The sequence below is a fragment of the Rhizobiaceae bacterium genome, from assembly GCA_023953845.1.
Lineage (GTDB): Bacteria > Pseudomonadota > Alphaproteobacteria > Rhizobiales > Rhizobiaceae > Arvimicrobium.
In genome coordinates this window covers 2,828,172-2,846,594 of record JAMLJC010000001.1, presented here as the reverse complement: position 1 = coordinate 2,846,594, position 18,423 = coordinate 2,828,172, and the positions used below count along the sequence as shown (strand labels likewise).

14 protein-coding genes and 1 pseudogene are annotated in these 18,423 nt (G+C 63.8%); 4 read left to right on the top strand and 11 right to left on the bottom strand.

Annotated elements, in window-relative coordinates; genetic code table 11:
* Positions 1 to 53: 53 nt before the first annotated feature.
* The 3 genes from M9955_13890 to M9955_13880 all read right to left on the bottom strand — a co-directional run bounded on the left by M9955_13890 (position 54) and on the right by M9955_13880 (position 3,298).
* Positions 54 to 1,301 carry a transporter substrate-binding protein gene (locus tag M9955_13890; protein ID MCO5082733.1) on the bottom strand — a complete coding sequence of 416 codons (1,248 nt, stop codon included), beginning with the start codon at positions 1,299 to 1,301 and terminating at the stop codon, positions 54 to 56.
* A gap of 221 nt (positions 1,302 to 1,522) precedes the next feature.
* Positions 1,523 to 2,179: an ANTAR domain-containing protein gene (locus M9955_13885; protein MCO5082732.1), complete on the bottom strand. Its 657-nt coding sequence runs from the start codon at positions 2,177 to 2,179 to the stop codon at positions 1,523 to 1,525.
* 42 nt (positions 2,180 to 2,221) lie between these two features.
* Entirely contained in the window at positions 2,222 to 3,298 is a 1,077-nt protein-coding gene (locus M9955_13880; GenBank protein ID MCO5082731.1) for a transporter substrate-binding domain-containing protein, read from the bottom strand.
* Between M9955_13880 and M9955_13875 the strand changes: the two genes are divergently transcribed.
* Positions 3,288 to 3,452 carry a hypothetical protein gene (locus M9955_13875; protein ID MCO5082730.1) on the top strand — a complete coding sequence of 55 codons (165 nt, stop codon included), beginning with the start codon at positions 3,288 to 3,290 and terminating at the stop codon, positions 3,450 to 3,452. The two genes, M9955_13880 and M9955_13875, sit on opposite strands and share 11 nt — an antisense overlap.
* Before the next feature lie 430 nt (positions 3,453 to 3,882).
* Positions 3,883 to 6,255 (top strand): annotated as a pseudogene (locus M9955_13870) (phosphoketolase family protein).
* 20 nt (positions 6,256 to 6,275) lie between these two features.
* Here the strand turns inward: M9955_13870 and M9955_13865 are convergent.
* Positions 6,276 to 8,075: an acetate/propionate family kinase gene (locus tag M9955_13865; protein ID MCO5082729.1), complete on the bottom strand. Its 1,800-nt coding sequence runs from the start codon at positions 8,073 to 8,075 to the stop codon at positions 6,276 to 6,278.
* Positions 8,076 to 8,291: 216 nt separating this feature from the next.
* Here M9955_13865 and M9955_13860 point away from each other — a divergent pair, with 216 nt between their 5' ends.
* Positions 8,292 to 8,741, top strand: a complete 450-nt coding sequence (locus tag M9955_13860) for a universal stress protein (protein ID MCO5082728.1) — start codon at positions 8,292 to 8,294, stop codon at positions 8,739 to 8,741.
* An 18-nt stretch (positions 8,742 to 8,759) separates the two neighbouring features.
* Here M9955_13860 and M9955_13855 read toward each other — a convergent pair whose 3' ends face one another.
* Entirely contained in the window at positions 8,760 to 9,173 is a 414-nt protein-coding gene (locus M9955_13855; GenBank protein ID MCO5082727.1) for a helix-turn-helix domain-containing protein, read from the bottom strand.
* A gap of 75 nt (positions 9,174 to 9,248) precedes the next feature.
* Between M9955_13855 and cadA the strand changes: the two genes are divergently transcribed.
* Positions 9,249 to 11,378, top strand: a complete 2,130-nt coding sequence (gene cadA, locus M9955_13850) for a cadmium-translocating P-type ATPase (protein ID MCO5082726.1) — start codon at positions 9,249 to 9,251, stop codon at positions 11,376 to 11,378.
* A 95-nt stretch (positions 11,379 to 11,473) separates the two neighbouring features.
* Here cadA and M9955_13845 read toward each other — a convergent pair whose 3' ends face one another.
* The 6 genes from M9955_13845 to M9955_13820 form a co-directional block, all read right to left on the bottom strand.
* Complete coding sequence (locus tag M9955_13845) at positions 11,474 to 13,597, bottom strand: TonB-dependent receptor (GenBank protein ID MCO5082725.1); 2,124 nt, start codon at positions 13,595 to 13,597, stop codon at positions 11,474 to 11,476.
* A 102-nt stretch (positions 13,598 to 13,699) separates the two neighbouring features.
* The gene (locus M9955_13840; GenBank protein ID MCO5082724.1) at positions 13,700 to 14,509 is read right to left on the bottom strand and encodes an ABC transporter ATP-binding protein; all 810 of its coding nucleotides are present in this window, start codon (positions 14,507 to 14,509) and stop codon (positions 13,700 to 13,702) included.
* Entirely contained in the window at positions 14,502 to 15,515 is a 1,014-nt protein-coding gene (locus M9955_13835) for an iron ABC transporter permease (protein MCO5082723.1), read from the bottom strand. Before M9955_13835 ends, M9955_13840 begins: the two co-directional genes overlap by 8 nt.
* Positions 15,482 to 16,486, bottom strand: a complete 1,005-nt coding sequence (locus M9955_13830) for an iron ABC transporter permease (GenBank protein MCO5082722.1) — start codon at positions 16,484 to 16,486, stop codon at positions 15,482 to 15,484. Before M9955_13830 ends, M9955_13835 begins: the two co-directional genes overlap by 34 nt.
* Positions 16,483 to 17,292 (bottom strand): iron-siderophore ABC transporter substrate-binding protein, encoded by an 810-nt coding sequence (locus M9955_13825; GenBank protein ID MCO5082721.1) that lies wholly within the window; start codon positions 17,290 to 17,292, stop codon positions 16,483 to 16,485. Before M9955_13825 ends, M9955_13830 begins: the two co-directional genes overlap by 4 nt.
* Positions 17,293 to 17,443: 151 nt before the next feature.
* Positions 17,444 to 18,367: a (2Fe-2S)-binding protein gene (locus M9955_13820; GenBank protein MCO5082720.1), complete on the bottom strand. Its 924-nt coding sequence runs from the start codon at positions 18,365 to 18,367 to the stop codon at positions 17,444 to 17,446.
* Positions 18,368 to 18,423: the final 56 nt, after the last annotated feature.

The window sequence follows — 18,423 nt, the reverse complement described above, 5'->3', positions numbered from 1 at the left end:
CTTCTCCGCAGCTGGCGCCGACGGCGGCGGACCCGCCGTCGGCAATCCTGGGCTCAGCTTTCCTTCAGGCCCTCGGCGGTGCATTTCTGGTTCGGATAGGCGCTGTACGGATTGGGTTCGAGCCAGTCTGCCGACTGCTTGAGGATCTCGAATTGTCCGTCGGCCTTGCACTGGCCGATCTTCGGGCGCAGCCAGCAATGCAGGTTCTCCGGCTCGACCTTCACGAGCCCCTGCGGCGCCTTGTACTCCTCGCCCTTCACCGCATCGCGGATGGTCAGCGGACCGATGTCGCCCGCCGCCAGCTTGGCCACCGCCTGCTTGAAGAGGTGGACCTGGAAGTAGGAGGATTCCGACACGAAGTGCGTGACCTTGTCGCCGCCCCAGCGGGCCTTGTAGGCCTCCACGAACTTCTGGTTCTCCGGTGAATCGAAGACCATGAAATAGGGCGCCGAGGTGAAGTGTCCGGCGGCGGCGTCGCCACCCATGGCCGCCACTTCGTTTTCGGACGTCGTCAGGCTCGCCATCGGCATCGTCGCCGGGTCCAGGCCGGCCGCGCGATACTGGCGATGCAGGGCGACGACCGAGTCGCCGACGACGGTCGAGAAGATGACGTTCGGCTTTTCCGAACGGAACTTGTTGATGACCGAAGAGAATTCCGAATGGCCGAGGGGTACGTATTCCTCGGCGATCACCTCCGCTCCGAGGCCTTCAAGCAGCTTCTTGCAGTAGTTGTTCTCTTCCTTCGGATAGATGTAGTTCGATCCGATCAGATACCAGCGCTTGCCGAACTTCTCGACCAGCCACGGCACGAAGTCGTCCTGCTGCTGGTTGGGCACGGCGCCGGTGTAGATGACGTTCTTGGAGCATTCGCGTCCTTCGTAGAGCGTCGGATACCAGAAAAGGTTCTCCTGCTTCTCGAAGACGGGCAGGACCGCCTTGCGGCTCGCCGACGTGTAGGAGCCGAAGACCGACACGCATTTGTCGCTCAGCACGAGCTTGCGCGCCTTCTCGGCGAAGGTCGCCGGATCGGAAGCAGGGTCCTCGACCACCGGAGTGATCTTCATGCCGTTGATGCCGCCCGCGGCATTGATCTCCTCGATCGCCATCAGCGTCGCCTTGTTCAGCGACTCCTCGATGATGGCCGTCGTGCCGGTCAGCGAAAACAGGACGCCGACCTTGATCTCGCCGTCCTGCGCGAAAGCGAGCGATGCGTTCTTTGACCAGATGTGAGGAAAGCCGACCAGCGTGAAAGCGCCCGCCGCCGCCGAAGCCTTGAGAAATGTGCGTCTGTTATTGTTCACCCTCTATCTCCCTTGAAAAACAAAAGGCCCCGCGCCGCTCCACCTGGCGGTGGATCGTTCCGGGGGCCTCGTCGCCTCTGGATTTGGTCGCGGCGTCCTCGCCGCGAATGCGTCATGCGCTGGGCAAAATGCAAAAACCCCACGTTCCGCTCTCGCGGACCCGCGGGGTTTCGTTACCCGTTATGTGCGCGGCGCCCTTGCCGCGTACAATTTGTAAATTGTTAACTAAGAAGTTCGTGCGAGTCAATAACCGCCGCAGCCACCGCGCCGATCGTCACGCGCTTTTCCATCGCCTGCTTGCGCAGGAAGTTGTAGGCCTCTTCCTCGCTGAGGTTCTTCAGGCGGATGAGGAGCGTCTTCGCCCGCTCGACGAGGCGCATCGTCCGCAGGTTCTCATCAAGCTTCTCTATGCGCCCCCTCAGCCGCCGCTCGTACTGAAAATGCTCGCGCGCCAGCATGAGGATGCCCTGGATCATTCTCGACGTCGCCGGATAGTGCAGCAATCCATGCGCCGCGCAGTTGTGGATCAGCTTCAGATTGAGCGGCGCCTTGCCGTCATCGACAAGGATGAGCGCAGCCGACGGCTCGCCCGGCACCCATGGAATGCGCTGCGGCAGGTCGTCGGACAGGGCGCAGAACAGCACATCGTATTGTAGCGGTATCTGCGCCGGAAGCGGCCAGATGTGCCGTACGCCGATGCGTTGCCGTTGCAGTTCGCGGATCAGGAACTCGCCATGATCGTCCCGCTCAACCATGACGGCGACGTTCAACTCCAGGGCCGGACCGCCGTGCCTGCCGGGTTTTTCCCCGCCGGCCGGCCGCAGCTCGGACCGCTGTCCACCGACCCAGCGATCATGCCCGTAATCCGGTCTGGGCATCTGGGGCGGTTCACCGCGTCTCGACAACGAACCAGGACGCATTCAGCAGTACTCCAGGGAACGACCGTAGCTGATCAGGTAGGGATCGGATTTCACGCTGGCGCCGGACTGGAAGACGATGTCGAACTGGCCCTGACGGTTGGCGCGGCCGATCCGCGTCCAGACGTCGGCATGCCCCCAGACGGGATTTATCGAGACGCAGCCCTGGGGCGCGTTGAACTCCGCACCCATCACCGAACTCCGCAACTGGCGGGTGTCGAGCGAATTCGTCTGCTCCAGGGTCCGCGCAAACAGGTTGACCTGAAAGTAGGACGCCTCGAGACACATGTTGGTCGGCTGATCGCCGCCGTATCGCTTGTGATACTGGGCGACGAAACTGCTGTTTCGCTCCGTCGCCACGCCCTGAAAATAGGATGCGGCGGTGTAGTGCCCCTCGCCGACATCGTAGCCCATCGCCTGAATCTCGGCCTCGGTGGTCGTCAGGCTGGCGATCGGGACCGTCTTCGGATTGAGCCCGAGATCGTGGTAGGCCTGATAGAGAAAGGTGGTCGATTCTCCCACCACGGTCGAGAAGATCACGTCGGGCTGCGCCCGCTTGATGTCGCGCAGCAGCGGCACGAATTCGCTGCGGTCCGCTTCCAGCCTGAAGTAGCGCTCCCCCACAACCGAGCCGCCATTGTTGCGCACGAGTTCGCGCATGACGCGGTTGGATTCGCGGGGATAGATGTAGTCCGATCCGACGAAGAAGAAGCGGGGACCGAACTGCTCCATCAGCGCCTTGCAGAGCTGGACCGAGTTCTGGTTCGGCGTCGCACCCGTGTAGATGACGTTCGGCGAGAACTCGAACCCTTCGTAGAGCGTCGGATACCAGAGCAGCCCGTCCAGCCGTTCGACGACCGGCAGGACGGCTTTCCTGCTGGAAGACGTGTAGCAACCGAAAATCGTGCTGACGCCGTCCTCGACCATAAGCCGCTTGGCATACTGGCCGTAGGACCTGGCGTCGGACCCCGGATCGTAAATGATGGTCTCGATCGGCCTGCCGTTTATGCCGCCGCTTTCATTGATCTCGTCAACGGCGATCAACGTGCCGCGCAACTGGGTTTCCTCGATGACCGACATGAAGCCGGTCCTTGAGAACAGCACGCCGACGCGCCATGGCTCCGACGTGCGCTGGTTGTGGTTCAAAGCTCCCATTATCCCGCTTCGTTCCTTCTTGTTTTTTGCGGACCGGCTGCTTGGGCGCGAAGTCTGGCGCTTCGTCGCCGTGGCCTGAGCGTCCTTTCGTTTCGATATGGCGTTCTCTTCGTGTTTCCTTCAGCCGTTCAAAACAAAAAAGCCTCCCAACCCGGATACTTCCGGGTGACGGGAGGCAACACTGCCTTCATTGCCACGGCACCATTGCCGCGAGCCCAACCAATAGCTGATACGTTAGAAGTGAAGCCGGGCTGCTGTCAATGTTCCGTTCGGACATCGACCCGTGCGGATGTCAATCGACGACCATGTGGACCGCGTCCGCAAAGATATGCCATCCTGACAGCGGTGCCCGGCTCGAAAGCCGCATGGCAAGAAGGATTTCCGGAACGCTCTTCGCGAGGCCGGCGAATCGAACCCGTCAAAAGCTCCGGCCATCGGCCGGATATCTGCCATGAACGCGCCGCCGCGCAGTGGCGTCATCCGCCGCAGATGGAAAAAGGAAAAACGCTATGTCCGAGGCGACCCCGAACCGTCAGTTCACCCTTCTCGACCGGTACTGGCGTGCGGCCAACTACGTGTCCGTCGGTCAGATCTATCTCATGGACAATCCGCTGCTCGCCGAACCCCTGAAGGCCGAGCATGTCAAGCCAAGGCTTCTCGGGCACTGGGGCACGACGCCCGGACTGAACTTCATCTACGTCCATCTGAACCGCATCATCAGGGCACGCGACGTCGACGTGCTCTACATATGCGGACCCGGACATGGCGGCCCGGCCATGGTCGCCAACACCTGGCTCGAAGGCAGCTACAGCGAAATCTACCCCGAAATTGGCCGGGACGCCGCGGGGATGAAGAAACTGTTCAAGCAGTTCTCCTTTCCCGGCGGCGTGCCGAGCCATGTCGCGCCCGAAACGCCGGGCTCCATTCACGAGGGCGGTGAACTCGGCTACGCGCTGGTCCATGCCTTCGGAGCGGCCTTCGACAATCCCGATCTCGTCGTCGCCTGCGTCGTCGGGGACGGCGAGGCCGAGACCGGTCCGCTGGCGGCCGCGTGGCACTCGAACAAGTTCCTCAACCCGAAGATCGACGGGGCGGTGCTGCCGATCCTGCATCTCAACGGCTACAAGATCGCCAATCCGACCGTGCTGGCGCGGATGGACGACGATGAACTGCGCAGCCTCTTTGTCGGCTATGGATATGAGCCGATCTTCGTGGAAGGCCACGAGCCTTTCGCCATGCACGAAACCATGGCGACCGCCTTCGACCAGGCTTTCGATCGCATTCACGCCATCCAGAAAGACGCCCGGAGAAACGATCGGGACGGCGGACGGCCGCGCTGACCGATGATCGTGCTGCGCAGCCCGAAGGGCTGGACGGGACCTAAGGAGGTCGACGGGAAGAAGGTCGAGGATTTCTGGCGGTCCCATCAGGTGCCGGTGTCCAACGCGCGGGGCGATGCCGCGCACCGGCAGATTCTCGAAGACTGGATGCGAAGCTACAGGCCGCAGGAACTGTTCGACGCAAACGGCAAGCTGCTTCCCGAACTGGCGGCGCTCGCGCCTGAGGGCCGGAAGCGCATGGGCGCGCTGCCTCACGCCAATGGCGGCATGCTCGGCAAGAACCTCGTCCTGCCAGACTGGAAGAGCTTCGCTCTCGCCGTCCATGGCCCAGGCACCACTGTCGGCGAAGCCACGCGGGCCATGGGCGCCTATCTGCGCGACGTCATCAGGCTCAACGCCGAGACAAGAAATTTTCGACTGATGGGACCGGACGAGACCGCCTCGAACCGTCTGGACGCCGTCTTCGACGTCACCGATCGCGTCTGGATGGAGAAGATCGAACCCTATGACGAGCATCTCGCCCGCGAGGGACGCGTCATGGAGGTGCTGTCGGAGCATCTGTGCCAGGGCTGGCTGGAAGGCTACCTGCTCACCGGCCGGCACGGGCTGTTTTCCTGCTACGAAGCCTTCATCCACATCGTCGATTCGATGGTGAACCAGCATGCAAAGTGGCTGAAGACCGCCTCGGAACTGCCCTGGCGAAAGCCGATCGCTTCGCTCAACTACCTGCTGACGTCGCATGTCTGGCGGCAGGACCACAATGGCTTCAGCCATCAGGACCCGGGATTCGCCGACTTTGTCGCCAACAAGAAGGCCGACACGGTGCGCCTCTACTTCCCGCCGGACGCCAACACCCTGCTATGGGTGACCGACCACTGCCTCAGAACATGGAACCGCATCAACGTCATTACTGCGGGCAAGCAGCCGCAGCTCCAGTGGCTGACGGCAGACGAAGCGGAGGAACATTGCAAGGCGGGCGCCGGCATCTGGGAATGGGCCTGCACCTGCGCTGCGGCGGAAGAGCCCGACCTCGTCATGGCATGCGCGGGCGACGTGCCGACCATGGAGACGCTCGCTGCCGTCGACATACTGCATTCGGCGTTACCCGAACTGAAGATCAGGGTGGTCAACGTGGTCGATCTGATGACCCTGCAATCGCATACGGAGCATCCGCACGGCTTCACCGACGACGTCTTCGACCGGATGTTCACGAAGGACCGGCCGGTGATCTTCGCCTATCACGGCTATCCGTACCTCATTCACCGGCTGACTTACCGGCGCAACAACCATGACAATCTGCATGTCCATGGCTTTCGCGAGGAGGGAACCACCACGACGCCCTTCGACATGGCAGTGATGAACCAGCTCGACCGCTTCAACCTCGCGCTGGCCGCGATCCGGCGTTTGCCGGCCTTTGCCGAGCGCTCCGCCGCGCTGAAGACGTCGCTGGAGGAGAGGCTGCGCGAACACAAATCATATGTCTGCGAGCATGGCGAAGACCTGCCCGAAATCCGCGACTGGAAATGGCCCGGAAAATCCTGACGCGGCGGTTTCCGGTCCTTTCAGCCCGAAACCCTGGGGCGGACCGACGCCACCTTGTCGGGCACGATCTCACCCTCGCCGCCAATGCCGATGCCGGCGGCATTCGCTTCGTCGGTGTCTATGTGCATCTCGGTGAACGAGCCTTTCGCGACGCGCACCAGCGTACGCGCGAATGTCAGGCCCCTGTGCTCGTCGCCGACATGGACGTCGACGAATTCGCCGTCTTCGAGCCCGAGCCGGGCAGCGTCCTCCGGATTGGTGTGGATGTGACGCGCCGCGACGATCAGCCCGTCGGTGGTGACGCTGCCTGCGGGCCCGACGATGGTGACGATTGGCGTTCCATCCAGTTTGCCGCTGTCGCGAACCGGCACGTCGATGCCGAGCGCGAAACTGTCGGTCCGGGATACTTCTATCTGCGTGCGCGAACGCAAGGGGCCGAGGATCGCGACACGTTCCAGCATGCCTTTGGGACCTTCGAGCGTCACCCGCTCCTCCGCCGCCCAATGGCCGGGCTGCCGCAGCGGGTGCATCGGCTTCAGCACATGGTCCTTCCCGAAAAGAACGTCCACGGCATCCCGTGACAGGTGAACATGCCGCGCCGAAACCGCAATCGGAATAGGCTCGGCGACCGGCTCCGGTCTCGCAAGCGCGGCGGCGGTCTCGCGCGCGATCATGAGCTGCTCGGCGGTCTCGGTGACGAACACCCGCACGCGCGACCCGTAGGCCTGTATCTGCGGCGCGGCGTGATTGCCGAGATCGAGAGACTGGTTGCGATCGTGGTCGAGTTGCAGGCCCATGAAGTCCAGCCCGTCGCAGATGCGCCGCCGCATCGATGGTGAATTCTCGCCGATGCCGCCGGTGAAGACGACGGCGTCGAGCCCGCCCATCGCCGCGGCGTAGGCGCCGATATATTTGCGGGCCCTGTAGGCGTAGATCTCTATGGCGAGTTGCGCGTCGGGGTCGCCCTTGGCGGCCATGTCTTCCAGATCGCGCATGTCGGAGGAGCCGGTCAGCCCTTTCAGGCCGCTGTCGTTGTAAAGCGCGGTCTCGATGTCCGCGACCGAAAGCCCGAATTGCCGGTTGAGGAAGCCGAATGCTCCGGGATCGACATCCCCGGAGCGCGTTCCCATGACCAGGCCTTCCAGCGGGGTCATGCCCATGGAGCTGTCGAGGCTCCTGCCCCGGTTGATCGCGCAGACGCTTGCGCCGTTGCCGAGATGCACGCTCACGATCTGGAGGTCCGCCAGCGGGCGGCCGATCTCCTCGGCGGCCCGAAGCGCGACGTATTTGTGCGAGGTGCCATGGAAGCCGTAGCGGCGAAGCCCGGCGTCGCGCCATGACTTCGGCACGGCGTAGGTGGTCGCGAAAGGTGGATTCGTCAGATGGAAGGACGTGTCGAAAACGGCCACCTGCGCGAGCTCGGGCCACAGCGAGCGGCAGAAGCGCACGGCCGTGAGATTCGCCGGATTATGGAGGGGAGCGAGAGGGGTAAGTGTCTCGATCTCTGCAACGGTCGCGTCGTCGAGGACAGCCGGCGCGGGAAATTTGCCGCCGCCATGCGCGACCCTGTGACCGATCGCGTCGATTTCGTCCAGCCCGAAGCGCTCCAGCACCGCCGGTATCGCGGCGATCGCTGCGCCTATGTCGGCATGCTCCGCCCTGCCCCGCTCGTCGATCTCGTCCTTGCGAAAGCGGAAGTCGCATCCGCCGTCACGAAAGCGGTCGTAGGAGCCCTTGAAGATCTCCTTCATCTCTTCATCAAGGCGGAAGACCCCGAACTTGAGACTGGAGCTGCCTGCATTGAACACGAGTATCTGCATCTTGCCCCGATTCTGTGCCCGGCCTCAGCTTGCCGTCGTTGATGATCATACCGAAGCGCGAGCAATAACCGCCACCCTTGACCTCGATCAAGTTCGGAAGACGGCCGTCAGGATAGCCATGTCGCACGGCAAAGGATGCTTGCGCGATTTCGAAACATGTCTGATCGTTGCGCATGATGGCGCGACGCAGCGCACAGGACGGCAGAGGAGAGGATCGTGTACAAACATATACTGATTTCCACGGACGGATCGGAAACCGCCCAGAAGGGCGTCGACCATGGCCTTTCCCTGGCGAAGAACCTGGGCGCCAGGGTCACTCTGATGACCGTCACCGAGCCGTTTCCATTTACCGCAAGTCCGAGCGGGCTCGGCTGGGTGCCGACGAAATCCGACGTCGACCGCTACGAAAACGTGCAGAAGGAACATGCCGACGGCATTCTGAAACCGGTCAAGGAAGCGGCCGACAAGCTCGGCGTCGAAGCAGCCGTGCTCCACGTCCCCGATGCCCAGCCTGCCGAAGCCATTGTCGCCACGGCGAAGGCGAAGGACTGCAGCCTGATCGTCATGGCTTCGCATGGGCGCCGTGGACTCGGTCGCCTCATCCTCGGCAGCCAGACGTCGGAGGTGCTGGCTCATAGCTCCGTTCCGGTGCTGGTCGTGCGATGACGGAAACCGGACGCCGGATCAGTTCATGGCTTTGCGCCGGGGCGACAGGGATTCGATGATGCGGCAGTCGGCGACGACGCCGCATCCGCACTGGTCGATCATCCTGTCGAGCTCGGCCTTCAGGGATTGCAGGTCGGCGATTTTCCGTTCCACCTCGGCGCGATGCTCCGTGGCGATCGTGTCGACAGCGGCGCAGGGCTGGCCGCGGTCGTCGGACAAAGTCAGAAGAGCCCGGACCTGATCGAGCGAGAAACCAAGCTCGCGCGCCCGCCGAATGAAGCTCAGCCGGTTGAGATGCGCCTCGTCGTAGGAACGGTAGTTGCCATCCGTTCGCGACGGCGCGGGCAACAATCCTGATTTCTCGTAGAAGCGGATCGTCTCGACCTTCGTGCCCGTCTCGCGGGCGAGATGACCGATCGTCAGAATTTTCATGTTCGTCGCTTGACCCTGTAGTGACTACAGCCCCTAGCTAGGTGGTCACGTCCCGAATGTCGAGGTGATGAGACAATGACCGCCGCAACCCGGATCAGACTGCAGATAGAAGGCATGGACTGCGCGGCATGCGCGCTGAAGATCGAAACCGCCATGCAGCGCCTGCCGGGCGTGAGCGAGATCGATGTCAGCTATACCGCCGGCACGCTTGCGCTGAAGGTCGACGAGGACAGGACCTCGCTTCGCATCATCGAGGACAAGGTACGCGCGCTCGGGTATCAACCTTCCGGGCCGGCGCCGGGCTCGAAGCAGCCCTTGCCTGCGAAGCGGACCAGAGAACCCTGGTGGAAAGGCGCGAAGGCGCGACTCGTCTTCCTGACGGGAGCCTTGTTCGCGGCGGCCTTCGTGGCCGCCCTCTTCCTGCCCGAATGGGACACGTGGCTTTTCGCGGCTGCCGCCCTGGCCAGCGTCGTTCCCTTCGCGCGCCGGGCGGTCGTCGGCGCGCTGGAAGGCTCTCCCTTCACCATCGAGACCCTGATGTCCATCGCCGCGCTCGGGGCCATCGCCATCGGCGAGGCGGAGGAAGCCGCCGTCGTCGTTTTCCTGTTCGCCATTGGCGAGCTTCTGGAGACAGTGGCGGCGGGACGGGCGCGGGCGGGCATAGAGGCGCTGATCGACCTCGTGCCGCGGCGGGCGTTGCGGGTCACCGGTTCCGGACAGACCGAAAGCGTGCCCGTCGAGGCGCTTGCGGTCGACGATCGCGTCGTCGTGCGGCCGGGCGACAGGGTTCCGTCCGACGGGATCGTCGAGAGCGGTTCGTCGGAGGTGAACGAGGCGCCGGTGACGGGCGAGTCCGTTCCCGTGCTCAAGGAGGCCGGGGCCAGGGTCTTCGCCGGCTCGATCAACGCCAATGGCGAATTGCGGGTCAGGATCACCCATGTCGCCGCCGACAACACGATCGCGCGCATCATTCACATGGTCGAGGAGGCGCAGGAATCGAAGGCGCCGACGGCGCGGATGATCGACCGCTTCTCGCGGTGGTACACGCCGGGCGCGATGGTGGTGGCGGCGCTGGTGATCCTTATTCCGCCGCTCGCTTTCGACGGCGACTGGATGACCTGGATCTATCGCGGCCTTGCGACACTGCTCATCGCCTGTCCGTGTGCGCTGGTCATCTCGACTCCGGCGGCGATCGCATCGGGACTGGCGGCCGGCGCGCGACAGGGTCTTCTCATCAAGGGCGGCGCGGCTCTGGAAGCGCTTGGCAAGGTCGCTACGGTCGCCTTCGACAAGACTGGCACGCTGACGCGCGGCCATCCCAGGGTGACCGATGTCGTCGCGCTCGTCGGATCGGAAGACGATGTGCTCGCCAGGGCGGCGGCGGTGGAGAAGAACGTCAGCCATCCGCTTGGCGTCTCGATCGTCGAAGCCGCAACGGAGCGTGCGCTTGAACTTCCGCAGGTCTTCGGCGGCGGCATCGCGGTTCCCGGCAAGGCGGTGACGGCGCGGCTGAAGTCGGGCTTCGCATCGGTCGGCTCTCCGCGCCATGCAGCCGAGGCGGCCGATGTTCCTGCGGATGTCGGCGAGCGCATCCTGGCCCTGGAAAGCGAAGGCAAGACCGTCGTGGTGCTTATGGCGGACAAGACCATCGAAGGTCTGATCGCGCTGCGCGACGAACCGCGCGACGATGCCGTGGAAGGCGTGCGGCGGCTGAAGGATCGCGGCGTCAACGTCCTCATGCTCTCGGGCGACAATCAGCGCACCGCGAACTCCATCGGCGCAAGGCTCGGGCTGGAAGCGCGCGGAGAACTCCTGCCGGATGCGAAGCTGGCGGAGATCGGCAGGCTCAAGGACCTTGGTCCGATCGCCATGGTCGGCGACGGCATCAACGATGCGCCCGCGCTTGCCGCCGCTTCCGTCGGCATCGCCATGGGAGGCGGAACCGACGTCGCGCTGGAGACGGCGGATGCGGCGCTGCTCGGGAACCGCGTGGGAGGCGTCGCGGATCTGGTTGCGCTGTCTCAGGCGACGCTGGGCAACATCCGGCAGAACATCGCGATCGCCCTCGGCCTCAAGATGGTCTTTCTCGCCACGACGCTGTTCGGCGTGACGACGCTGTGGATGGCGATCCTGGCCGACACCGGCGCCACCGTGCTGGTCACCGCGAACGCGCTTCGCCTGCTCACCTACCGACCCAGGAAATAGCAGGAAGGAAACGACGCGGCGATCGGGAAAGGGTCCCTGATCGCGTCGCTACAGGCCGGAAGACTCCCGTCGAGCGGGTTGGCCGGGACCTTTCCTCAGAACCTGGCCTTCACGTTCACGCCGAATGTGCGGCGCTTGCCGAGCGTCGCGGCGATGTCGTTGTCGTTGTAGACGAAGTACTCCTCGTCGAGCAGGTTCTCGGCGAACGCGTTCAGCTCCCAGCTTTCCGTGCGATAGCCGGCCTGAACATTGAGGATCACACGCGAATCGATCTCGTCCTGCGGAGGCGTGCCGAAGCGGGCGAGATAGCTGGAGGTGTATTTCGCGTCCGCGCCGACATAGATGCCGTTGAGGAAATTATACGTGCCGCCGATGCCGACGCTCCATTCCGGCGCCTCGGGAAAAGGCAGGCCGCTGAGGTCCCCGAGATTCGCATCGTCGAACTCGTCGAAGCGGGAATAGACATAGCCGACCGAGGCGAAGGCGGTGAACTGTTCCGTGAACGCGAAGCTCGGCTCGAACTCGAAACCGTAGGAGTGCGCGGAAGCCGCGTTCACGATCCGGTTGGACAGCGTATCGAGCGGATCGGTCCGCATCTCCACCTGTTGGTTGGAGAAGTCCGTGTAGAACACATTGGCGTTGAGGGTCAGGCGATCGTCGAGCAGACTTCCCTTGTAGAAGAGTTCGTAGTTGCTGGCCCATTCCGGCTCGTAGGTATAGGTGACGCCCGCCGACCGGTCGAAGCCGCCCCCGCCGGTGCGGAAGCCCTGCGAGAAGACGAATCCGGCCGTCTGGTTCTCGCCGAAATCCTTCGAGATGCCGATCTTCGGCACGAAGTTCACGTCGTCCGTGCTGCTCGCGTAATCCGTGATCACCCGGGTCGCGCCGCCAAGCGGCTGCTGGCGCGAGAAGAACTCCGTCTGATCGACGCTGGTATAGTCGACGCGGCCGCCGAGCGTGGCCTTCCAGGTAGGGACGAACTCATATGTGACCTCGCCGAAGACCGCCGCGTTGGCCGTCTCGACGCTGGAGCGGCTGATGTCGTTCCTGGAGCTGAAACTGGTGCGGTCGTAGGCGGAGTCCACTTCCTCATAGGACCCATAGATGCCGGCGATCCATGAAAGCCGGTCAACTTCGTAGTTCAGCCGGAACTCCTGGGTGCCGAGAACATCGATTCGATCGCCGGCGAGCACGTTGATCTCTCCGGCGGTCCCCTCGTTCACCGAGGGCCGGTCGAGGAAGGTGTGCGTATAGCCGGTCAGCGAGGTGAAGCGCAAAGCATCGGAGATTTCATGCGTGACTTCGAGGCCGACATTGTGGACGTCGCTCGAACGCACTTCCATGAACACGGGGTCGTTGAAATCGCCGCGGCGTTCATCGAAGTCGAAGCCCAGCCCGGGTCCGGCAATGTCGTCGATAGTCGGCCGGTCATGGGCGAAGGAGTAGCTGAAGAGGGCGCGGGTGCCCGGCATTTCGGCCGGCGTCCAGAGAACCTTTCCGCGCAAATTGTAGTATTCCGCGGTGGTCAGGTCGTCATAACGGTCGAACCCGGCATAGTTCTCATAGTTCAGGTCGCTGTCGAAGCGCTCGAACTCTCCGGCAAACCGTACCGCGAGCTGATCCTGGACCACCGGCATGTTGACCATGAAGGCCGTGTTCCAGAGATCGTTGTTGCCGATCGTGCCGGACATCTCGGCAGAGCGCTCGAAGGTCGGGTCCTTCGTCTTGATGTAGATGGCGCCGGCGAGTGCGGCGCGGCCGCTCAGCGTGGACTGGGGTCCGCGATACACTTCCACCTGCTCGACGTCCCAGAGACCGCGCGCGCCGCGACGGGCGCCGTAGACCGTCTGCTGGACGCCGTCGATATAGACGGAGGCAAGCGGCGCGCCGCCCGGGACGAAGCCCTCGGAATTCACGCCGCGAATGAGGAAGCCGGCATCGTTCCAGTCGGCGTCCATGACGTTCGCCAGCCGCCGGAACGCGTCGCGGAAAGTGCGCAGCATGTTGTCGCGGATCGCCTGTTCCGTGACGACGCCGACGCTCGAAGACGTGTCCTTCAGCGTGTTCGCATCTTTCGCGCCATAGATCGTGATGCCTTCGAGAACGATTTCGGTATTGCCCTCCTGAGCGAATGCCGGCACCGCCGCTGAAATCACCAGAGCGGCCGCGAGCGCGGTCGAGCACCGCAGCTTCTCGCGGGAAAAGATGTTTGAACGCATGATGTTGTCCCCTAACCGCAGCGACAATGCCATTTAATCATGACTGTCGCTATCATGTTTATGGGATTACCGCGCCTCAGATTCCCGACTGTGGCGTTTTGGCTACACTTTGCGGGAAGCCATCAGCGGAATGCAGAGGGGACCGCCGCTCTCCGGATCGGTGATGATGCTGCATGCCACGCCGAAAACCTCGCGCACGCTGCTTTCCGTCAGCACCTCGGCGGGGCTGCCTTCTGCGATGATCGTGCCTGCCTTGAGCAATACGAGGCGATCGGCGTAGCGGGCGGCCTGATTGAGATCATGGAGCACCGCGACGACGGTCTTTCCCCGCGAACGGACGAGGTCGCGTACAAGATCGAGGATTTCGATCTGATGCGCGAGGTCGAGAAACGTCGTCGGCTCGTCCAGAAGCAACGTGCCGGTTTCCTGCGCCAGCGTCATCGCGATCCATGCGCGTTGTCGCTGACCGCCTGACAGAGTGTCGAGGCGCCGCTCGGCATGATCGACGAGAGCCGTGAGCGAAAGCGCGCCGGCGCAGGCTGCTTCATCGGCGTCGGACCAGCGGCCGAAGACGCCACGATGCGGGTAGCGGCCCTGTTCGACAAGTCCGCGCACGGTGAGCCCTTCGGGACTCGCGGGTCCCTGCGGCAGAACCGCGATACGTTTTGCGATCTCCTTCACGGAAAGCTTGCCGATCGGCAGAGCGTCCAGTTCGATCACTCCGCGGCGGACGGGCAGCGCGCCTGCGAGCGCCTTGAGAAGTGTCGACTTGCCGCAGCCATTGGGACCGAGCAGCACGGTGAAGGAGCAATCGGGTATCGCGAGACTGACGCCGTCGAGGACGGGATTGTCGCCATAGGAGACGGCGATGTCCCTTGCGCAAAGCCGCAGCGTCGATCCAGCGTCATGCATTCCGGCGATTCCACATGAGCCACCCGAAGAAGGGCGCGCCGACAAGCGCGATGGTGAGACCGACCGGAAGCTGCGCCGGCGCTATCACCATCCGGCTCGCCACATCGGCGATGACGACGAGCGTGCCGCCGGTGAGCGCCGCCACCGGCAGCAGCGCGCGATGCAACGGACCCAAGAGACGGCGCGCAATGTGCGGAGCCAGAAGGCCGACGAAGCTGACCAGACCGGCGGCGGCCACCGCCGCGCCCGAAAGCAGCGTACAGCCGAGGATCAGGAGCGTGCGGGTCAACTGAACTCTCTGGCCGAGATTCGCCGCTATGCCATCGCCAAGCAGGGTCGCGTCGAGGTGATGGGAGACGAGCCATGCCGCGACCATCACCGGCACCGACCATGCCGCAAGAACGGCGACTTTCGTCCAGTTGCTGTCGAAGAGGCTGCCCGCCATCCAGACCATGGCCCGCTGGACATCGCCGATATCCCCGACCGCCGTCAGAAAGGTCGTCGCCGCGCTGGCGAGCGCGCCGAGGCCGATACCGATCAGCAGAAGGCGCAACGAGGACGTCCCGTTTTTCCAGGACAGCAGGAAGATGGCTGCCACCATCGCGCTCGCGCCGGCAAACCCGGCAACCGGCAGAATGGCGGGCGAGACGTCGTCGAGCCCGACCAGCACCACCATGGCGGCGAGTGCCGCGCCGCTGTTTATGCCGATGATGCCGGGATCGGCGAGAGGATTGCGCAGCACCGCCTGCGCGATTGCGCCTGCAACCGCGAGCGCCATGCCCACGAGAACCGCCAGCAGCACGCGTGGCAGCCGGATCGACCAGACGATCATCAGGGCCTGGGGCGGCGCGTCGGGACTGCGGAAAAGGGCGCGCAGAAGATCCGCGACCGAAAGAGCGAAATCTCCGTAGGCAAGCCCTGCAAGCACACATGCCAGCATGATCGCGATGGACGCAAGGACGATCCGCATCGTCAGGCCGCCCTCACCCTGAAGCGCGCCAGCCATATGAAGAACGGCGCGCCGAGTATCGCCATCGTCACGCCGACGGGCAGGTCCTGCTCGGGCATCGCCAGCCTCACGCACGTATCGGCATTGACGACAAGCAGCGCGCCGCCCAGCATCGACAGCGGAATGACGCGGCGGTAATCGATACCGACGACAAGGCGTACGATATGCGGCACGATTAGGCCGTCAAAGCCGATGGGACCGGCCAGCGCGACGGCGCTTCCGGCCAGAAGAACAACGACGATAGCAGCGACCGCGCGCCACACGGTCTGGTTCTGGCCGACGGCGCGGGCGATCTCGCCGCCGAGCGAAAGCGTCATAACCTGCGGACTGAAGAGGATCGCCCCGATCAGGCCGAGGCAGACATAGGGCGCCACCGCCCGCGCGTCGGACATCGTGCGGCCGGAAAGGGTACCGGCGGTCCACAGGCGGACCTGATCCAGCGTGCTCTGGTCGAAGAGAAGGATGGCAGTCGTAACGGAGCCGGTGAAAGCGGTGAAGATCGCCCCCGCAAGGGCGAGCTTCAGCGGCGTCGCGCCTCCGCGTCCCGCCGCGCCAAGCGCATAGACGATCACGGCAGCCGTAGCCGCACCGAAAAAAGCGTACCAGACGAGAATCCCGCCCGATTGCGTGCCGAAAGCGACAATGGCCAGGACAACGGCGAGGACCGCGCCGGCATTGATGCCGAGCAGGCCGGGCGAGGCGAGCGGGTTGCTGGTTACCGCCTGCATGATCGCGCCGGCGCTCGCCAGCGCCGCCCCGACCATGGCGCCGATCAGCACGCGCGGCAGACGTTGGGTCCAGATCACAAGATGATCACGGGAACCGTCGAATCCGACCAGCGCGGACCAGACGTGATCGACGGGGATGGCCGTCGTTCCGACGACGAGTGCTGCCATCGAGGTGAGCACGAGCCCTGTGGCGAGCAAGCCCGCCGCAGCGAAGACCTGCGGGTGACTTGAAGCCTTCACGGCGCCGGCAGGACGAAACGCTCAACGTCGTCGAGAACCTTGTTGGCGGAACGAAGCCCCCCGAACCCCATCCACGTCGTCACGTCCACCTTGTGAACACGTCCCGAAGCCACCGCCGGGATCGTCTTCCAGAGCGGATTTGCGAGCGTATCGGCTTCGAGCGTCGTCTTGCTCTCGTCATCGTATGGATTGCCGACCATGTAGAGCAGCACATCGCCATCGAGCTGCGACAGGCCCTCCCAGTCCGGGCGCTTCAGAATGGTCGCGTCGGCTGCCGTCTCATAGGGAGGGCGCTTCACGCCGGCGTCGCCCAGCACCGCGAACGGCGCGTAGGCGGCGGGACCGTCGACATAGACCTGGAACCCGAAAGGCGTGATCCGCAGCACGGAGACGTCGACGTCCGGCATGCGCAACCGGACGTCGGCGGCCCGCTTCTCATAGCCATCGAAGGCTGTTCTGGCCTTGTCTTCCGCGCCGGTCGCGGACGCCAGCGTCATGTAGAAGGTCTTCCAGTTCTGCGCCTGCACCAGCAGCGTCGGCGCTATCTGGCTCGCCAGATCGTAGGCGGGCGCATGCATGAAAGCATCACCGAGTATCAGATCCGGCTGCAGCGCGATGATCCGCTCGATGCTCGGCTCCGACGCGCCGCCTATGTCCTCCACGCCGGCGGCCTTCGCCATGGCGAGCAGTTCCTTGTCCTGCACGTCGAACAGCGGCGCGCCGACCACCGGAAGACCCAGTTCCAGAGCCATGGTGAGATTGTAGGTCGAATCGAGAGCGACGATCCTGCCGGGCGTTTGCGGCACACAGACAGGCGCTCTGTAGATTGTTTCGCCTTCCAGAGTGCGGCCGGCGCATTCCGCGCGCGCAGGCGTTCCACATATCAGGGCTGCAAAGAAGACCAGGAGCAGAAAGGCAGGACGCAACAGCATCAGAGAGACTTCATCTTTATCTTTGTCAGGCGGTTGGATTATCGATGGCGGCGGCAGCCGTCTGTGCCTGGCCGAACCGCCCCCTGAGATATTGCCGAAGCTTCGCATCCCGCTCCGCCGGGTTCTGCAGGACGCAGGTCGCGCAGAGATGGCCGCCCTCGACGGTATAATAACGGCAGCAGCCGCCACGCGCGCGAAAGGCAACGCTGGCAAGAACCCGCCCAGGCTTCTCGCTGGCGCAAATCTCGATGTCGAAAAAGTGCATCTGCCGGTTTGCCAGCGGCGAACCAGGCGCTTTCAGAACCAGCATCGCATCCGCTTTCGCCTTTTCCACACGGCCAAACCGTCGGCCTGCATCCAGAAAAAGCTGGGAGAAGGAGTCGGTGACGAGACGCCAGAGCGCGTTGCGCGACAGGCCGGACCTGCGATGCAGAGCCTGCACGAGCGGTGCAAGCAACGTCTCGATGTTCCGTCGAAGGACGCAGGCGAGGTCGGGGGTTGCCTCAATCCCAAGCTTGTCGGCAAGGCCCCCGTCATCCGTTTCGAGGTCCGCAAGGCCGAAGCGAATGCGCCAGAGGCGCTCGATCGCCGATGCGTCCCTGTGCTTGATCGATCTGGTGTCGAATCCGATCCGTAAAGCCGAGAGCGAGAGGGAGGGCACCATCCGAAACCCTACGAACAGCGGGACGACGGCGGTCGCCAGCATATGGCTGACGTCGCCTATGGCATAGGCCGCCTGCCCCTTGCGGTCGAGATCGGGCGTAAAGCTCCGCTGATAGGCAAGCAGGTCGTCGACCTGGGCATCTTCGGACAGCCGCCGGCACGGCATCCAGTGCCTTTCGTCCCGTTCATCCAGCACCAGTTCAGGCGACGGCCAGAAGCACTGACACGAGCGAAGCGCATCGTGCAGGATCTCCGCCGATACAACCCGGGTGGACGTCAGGAGCAAGGCTGGTCTCGCCGGCTAAACATGATCGCGATCATCATATTTGCAGGTAGCCCAAA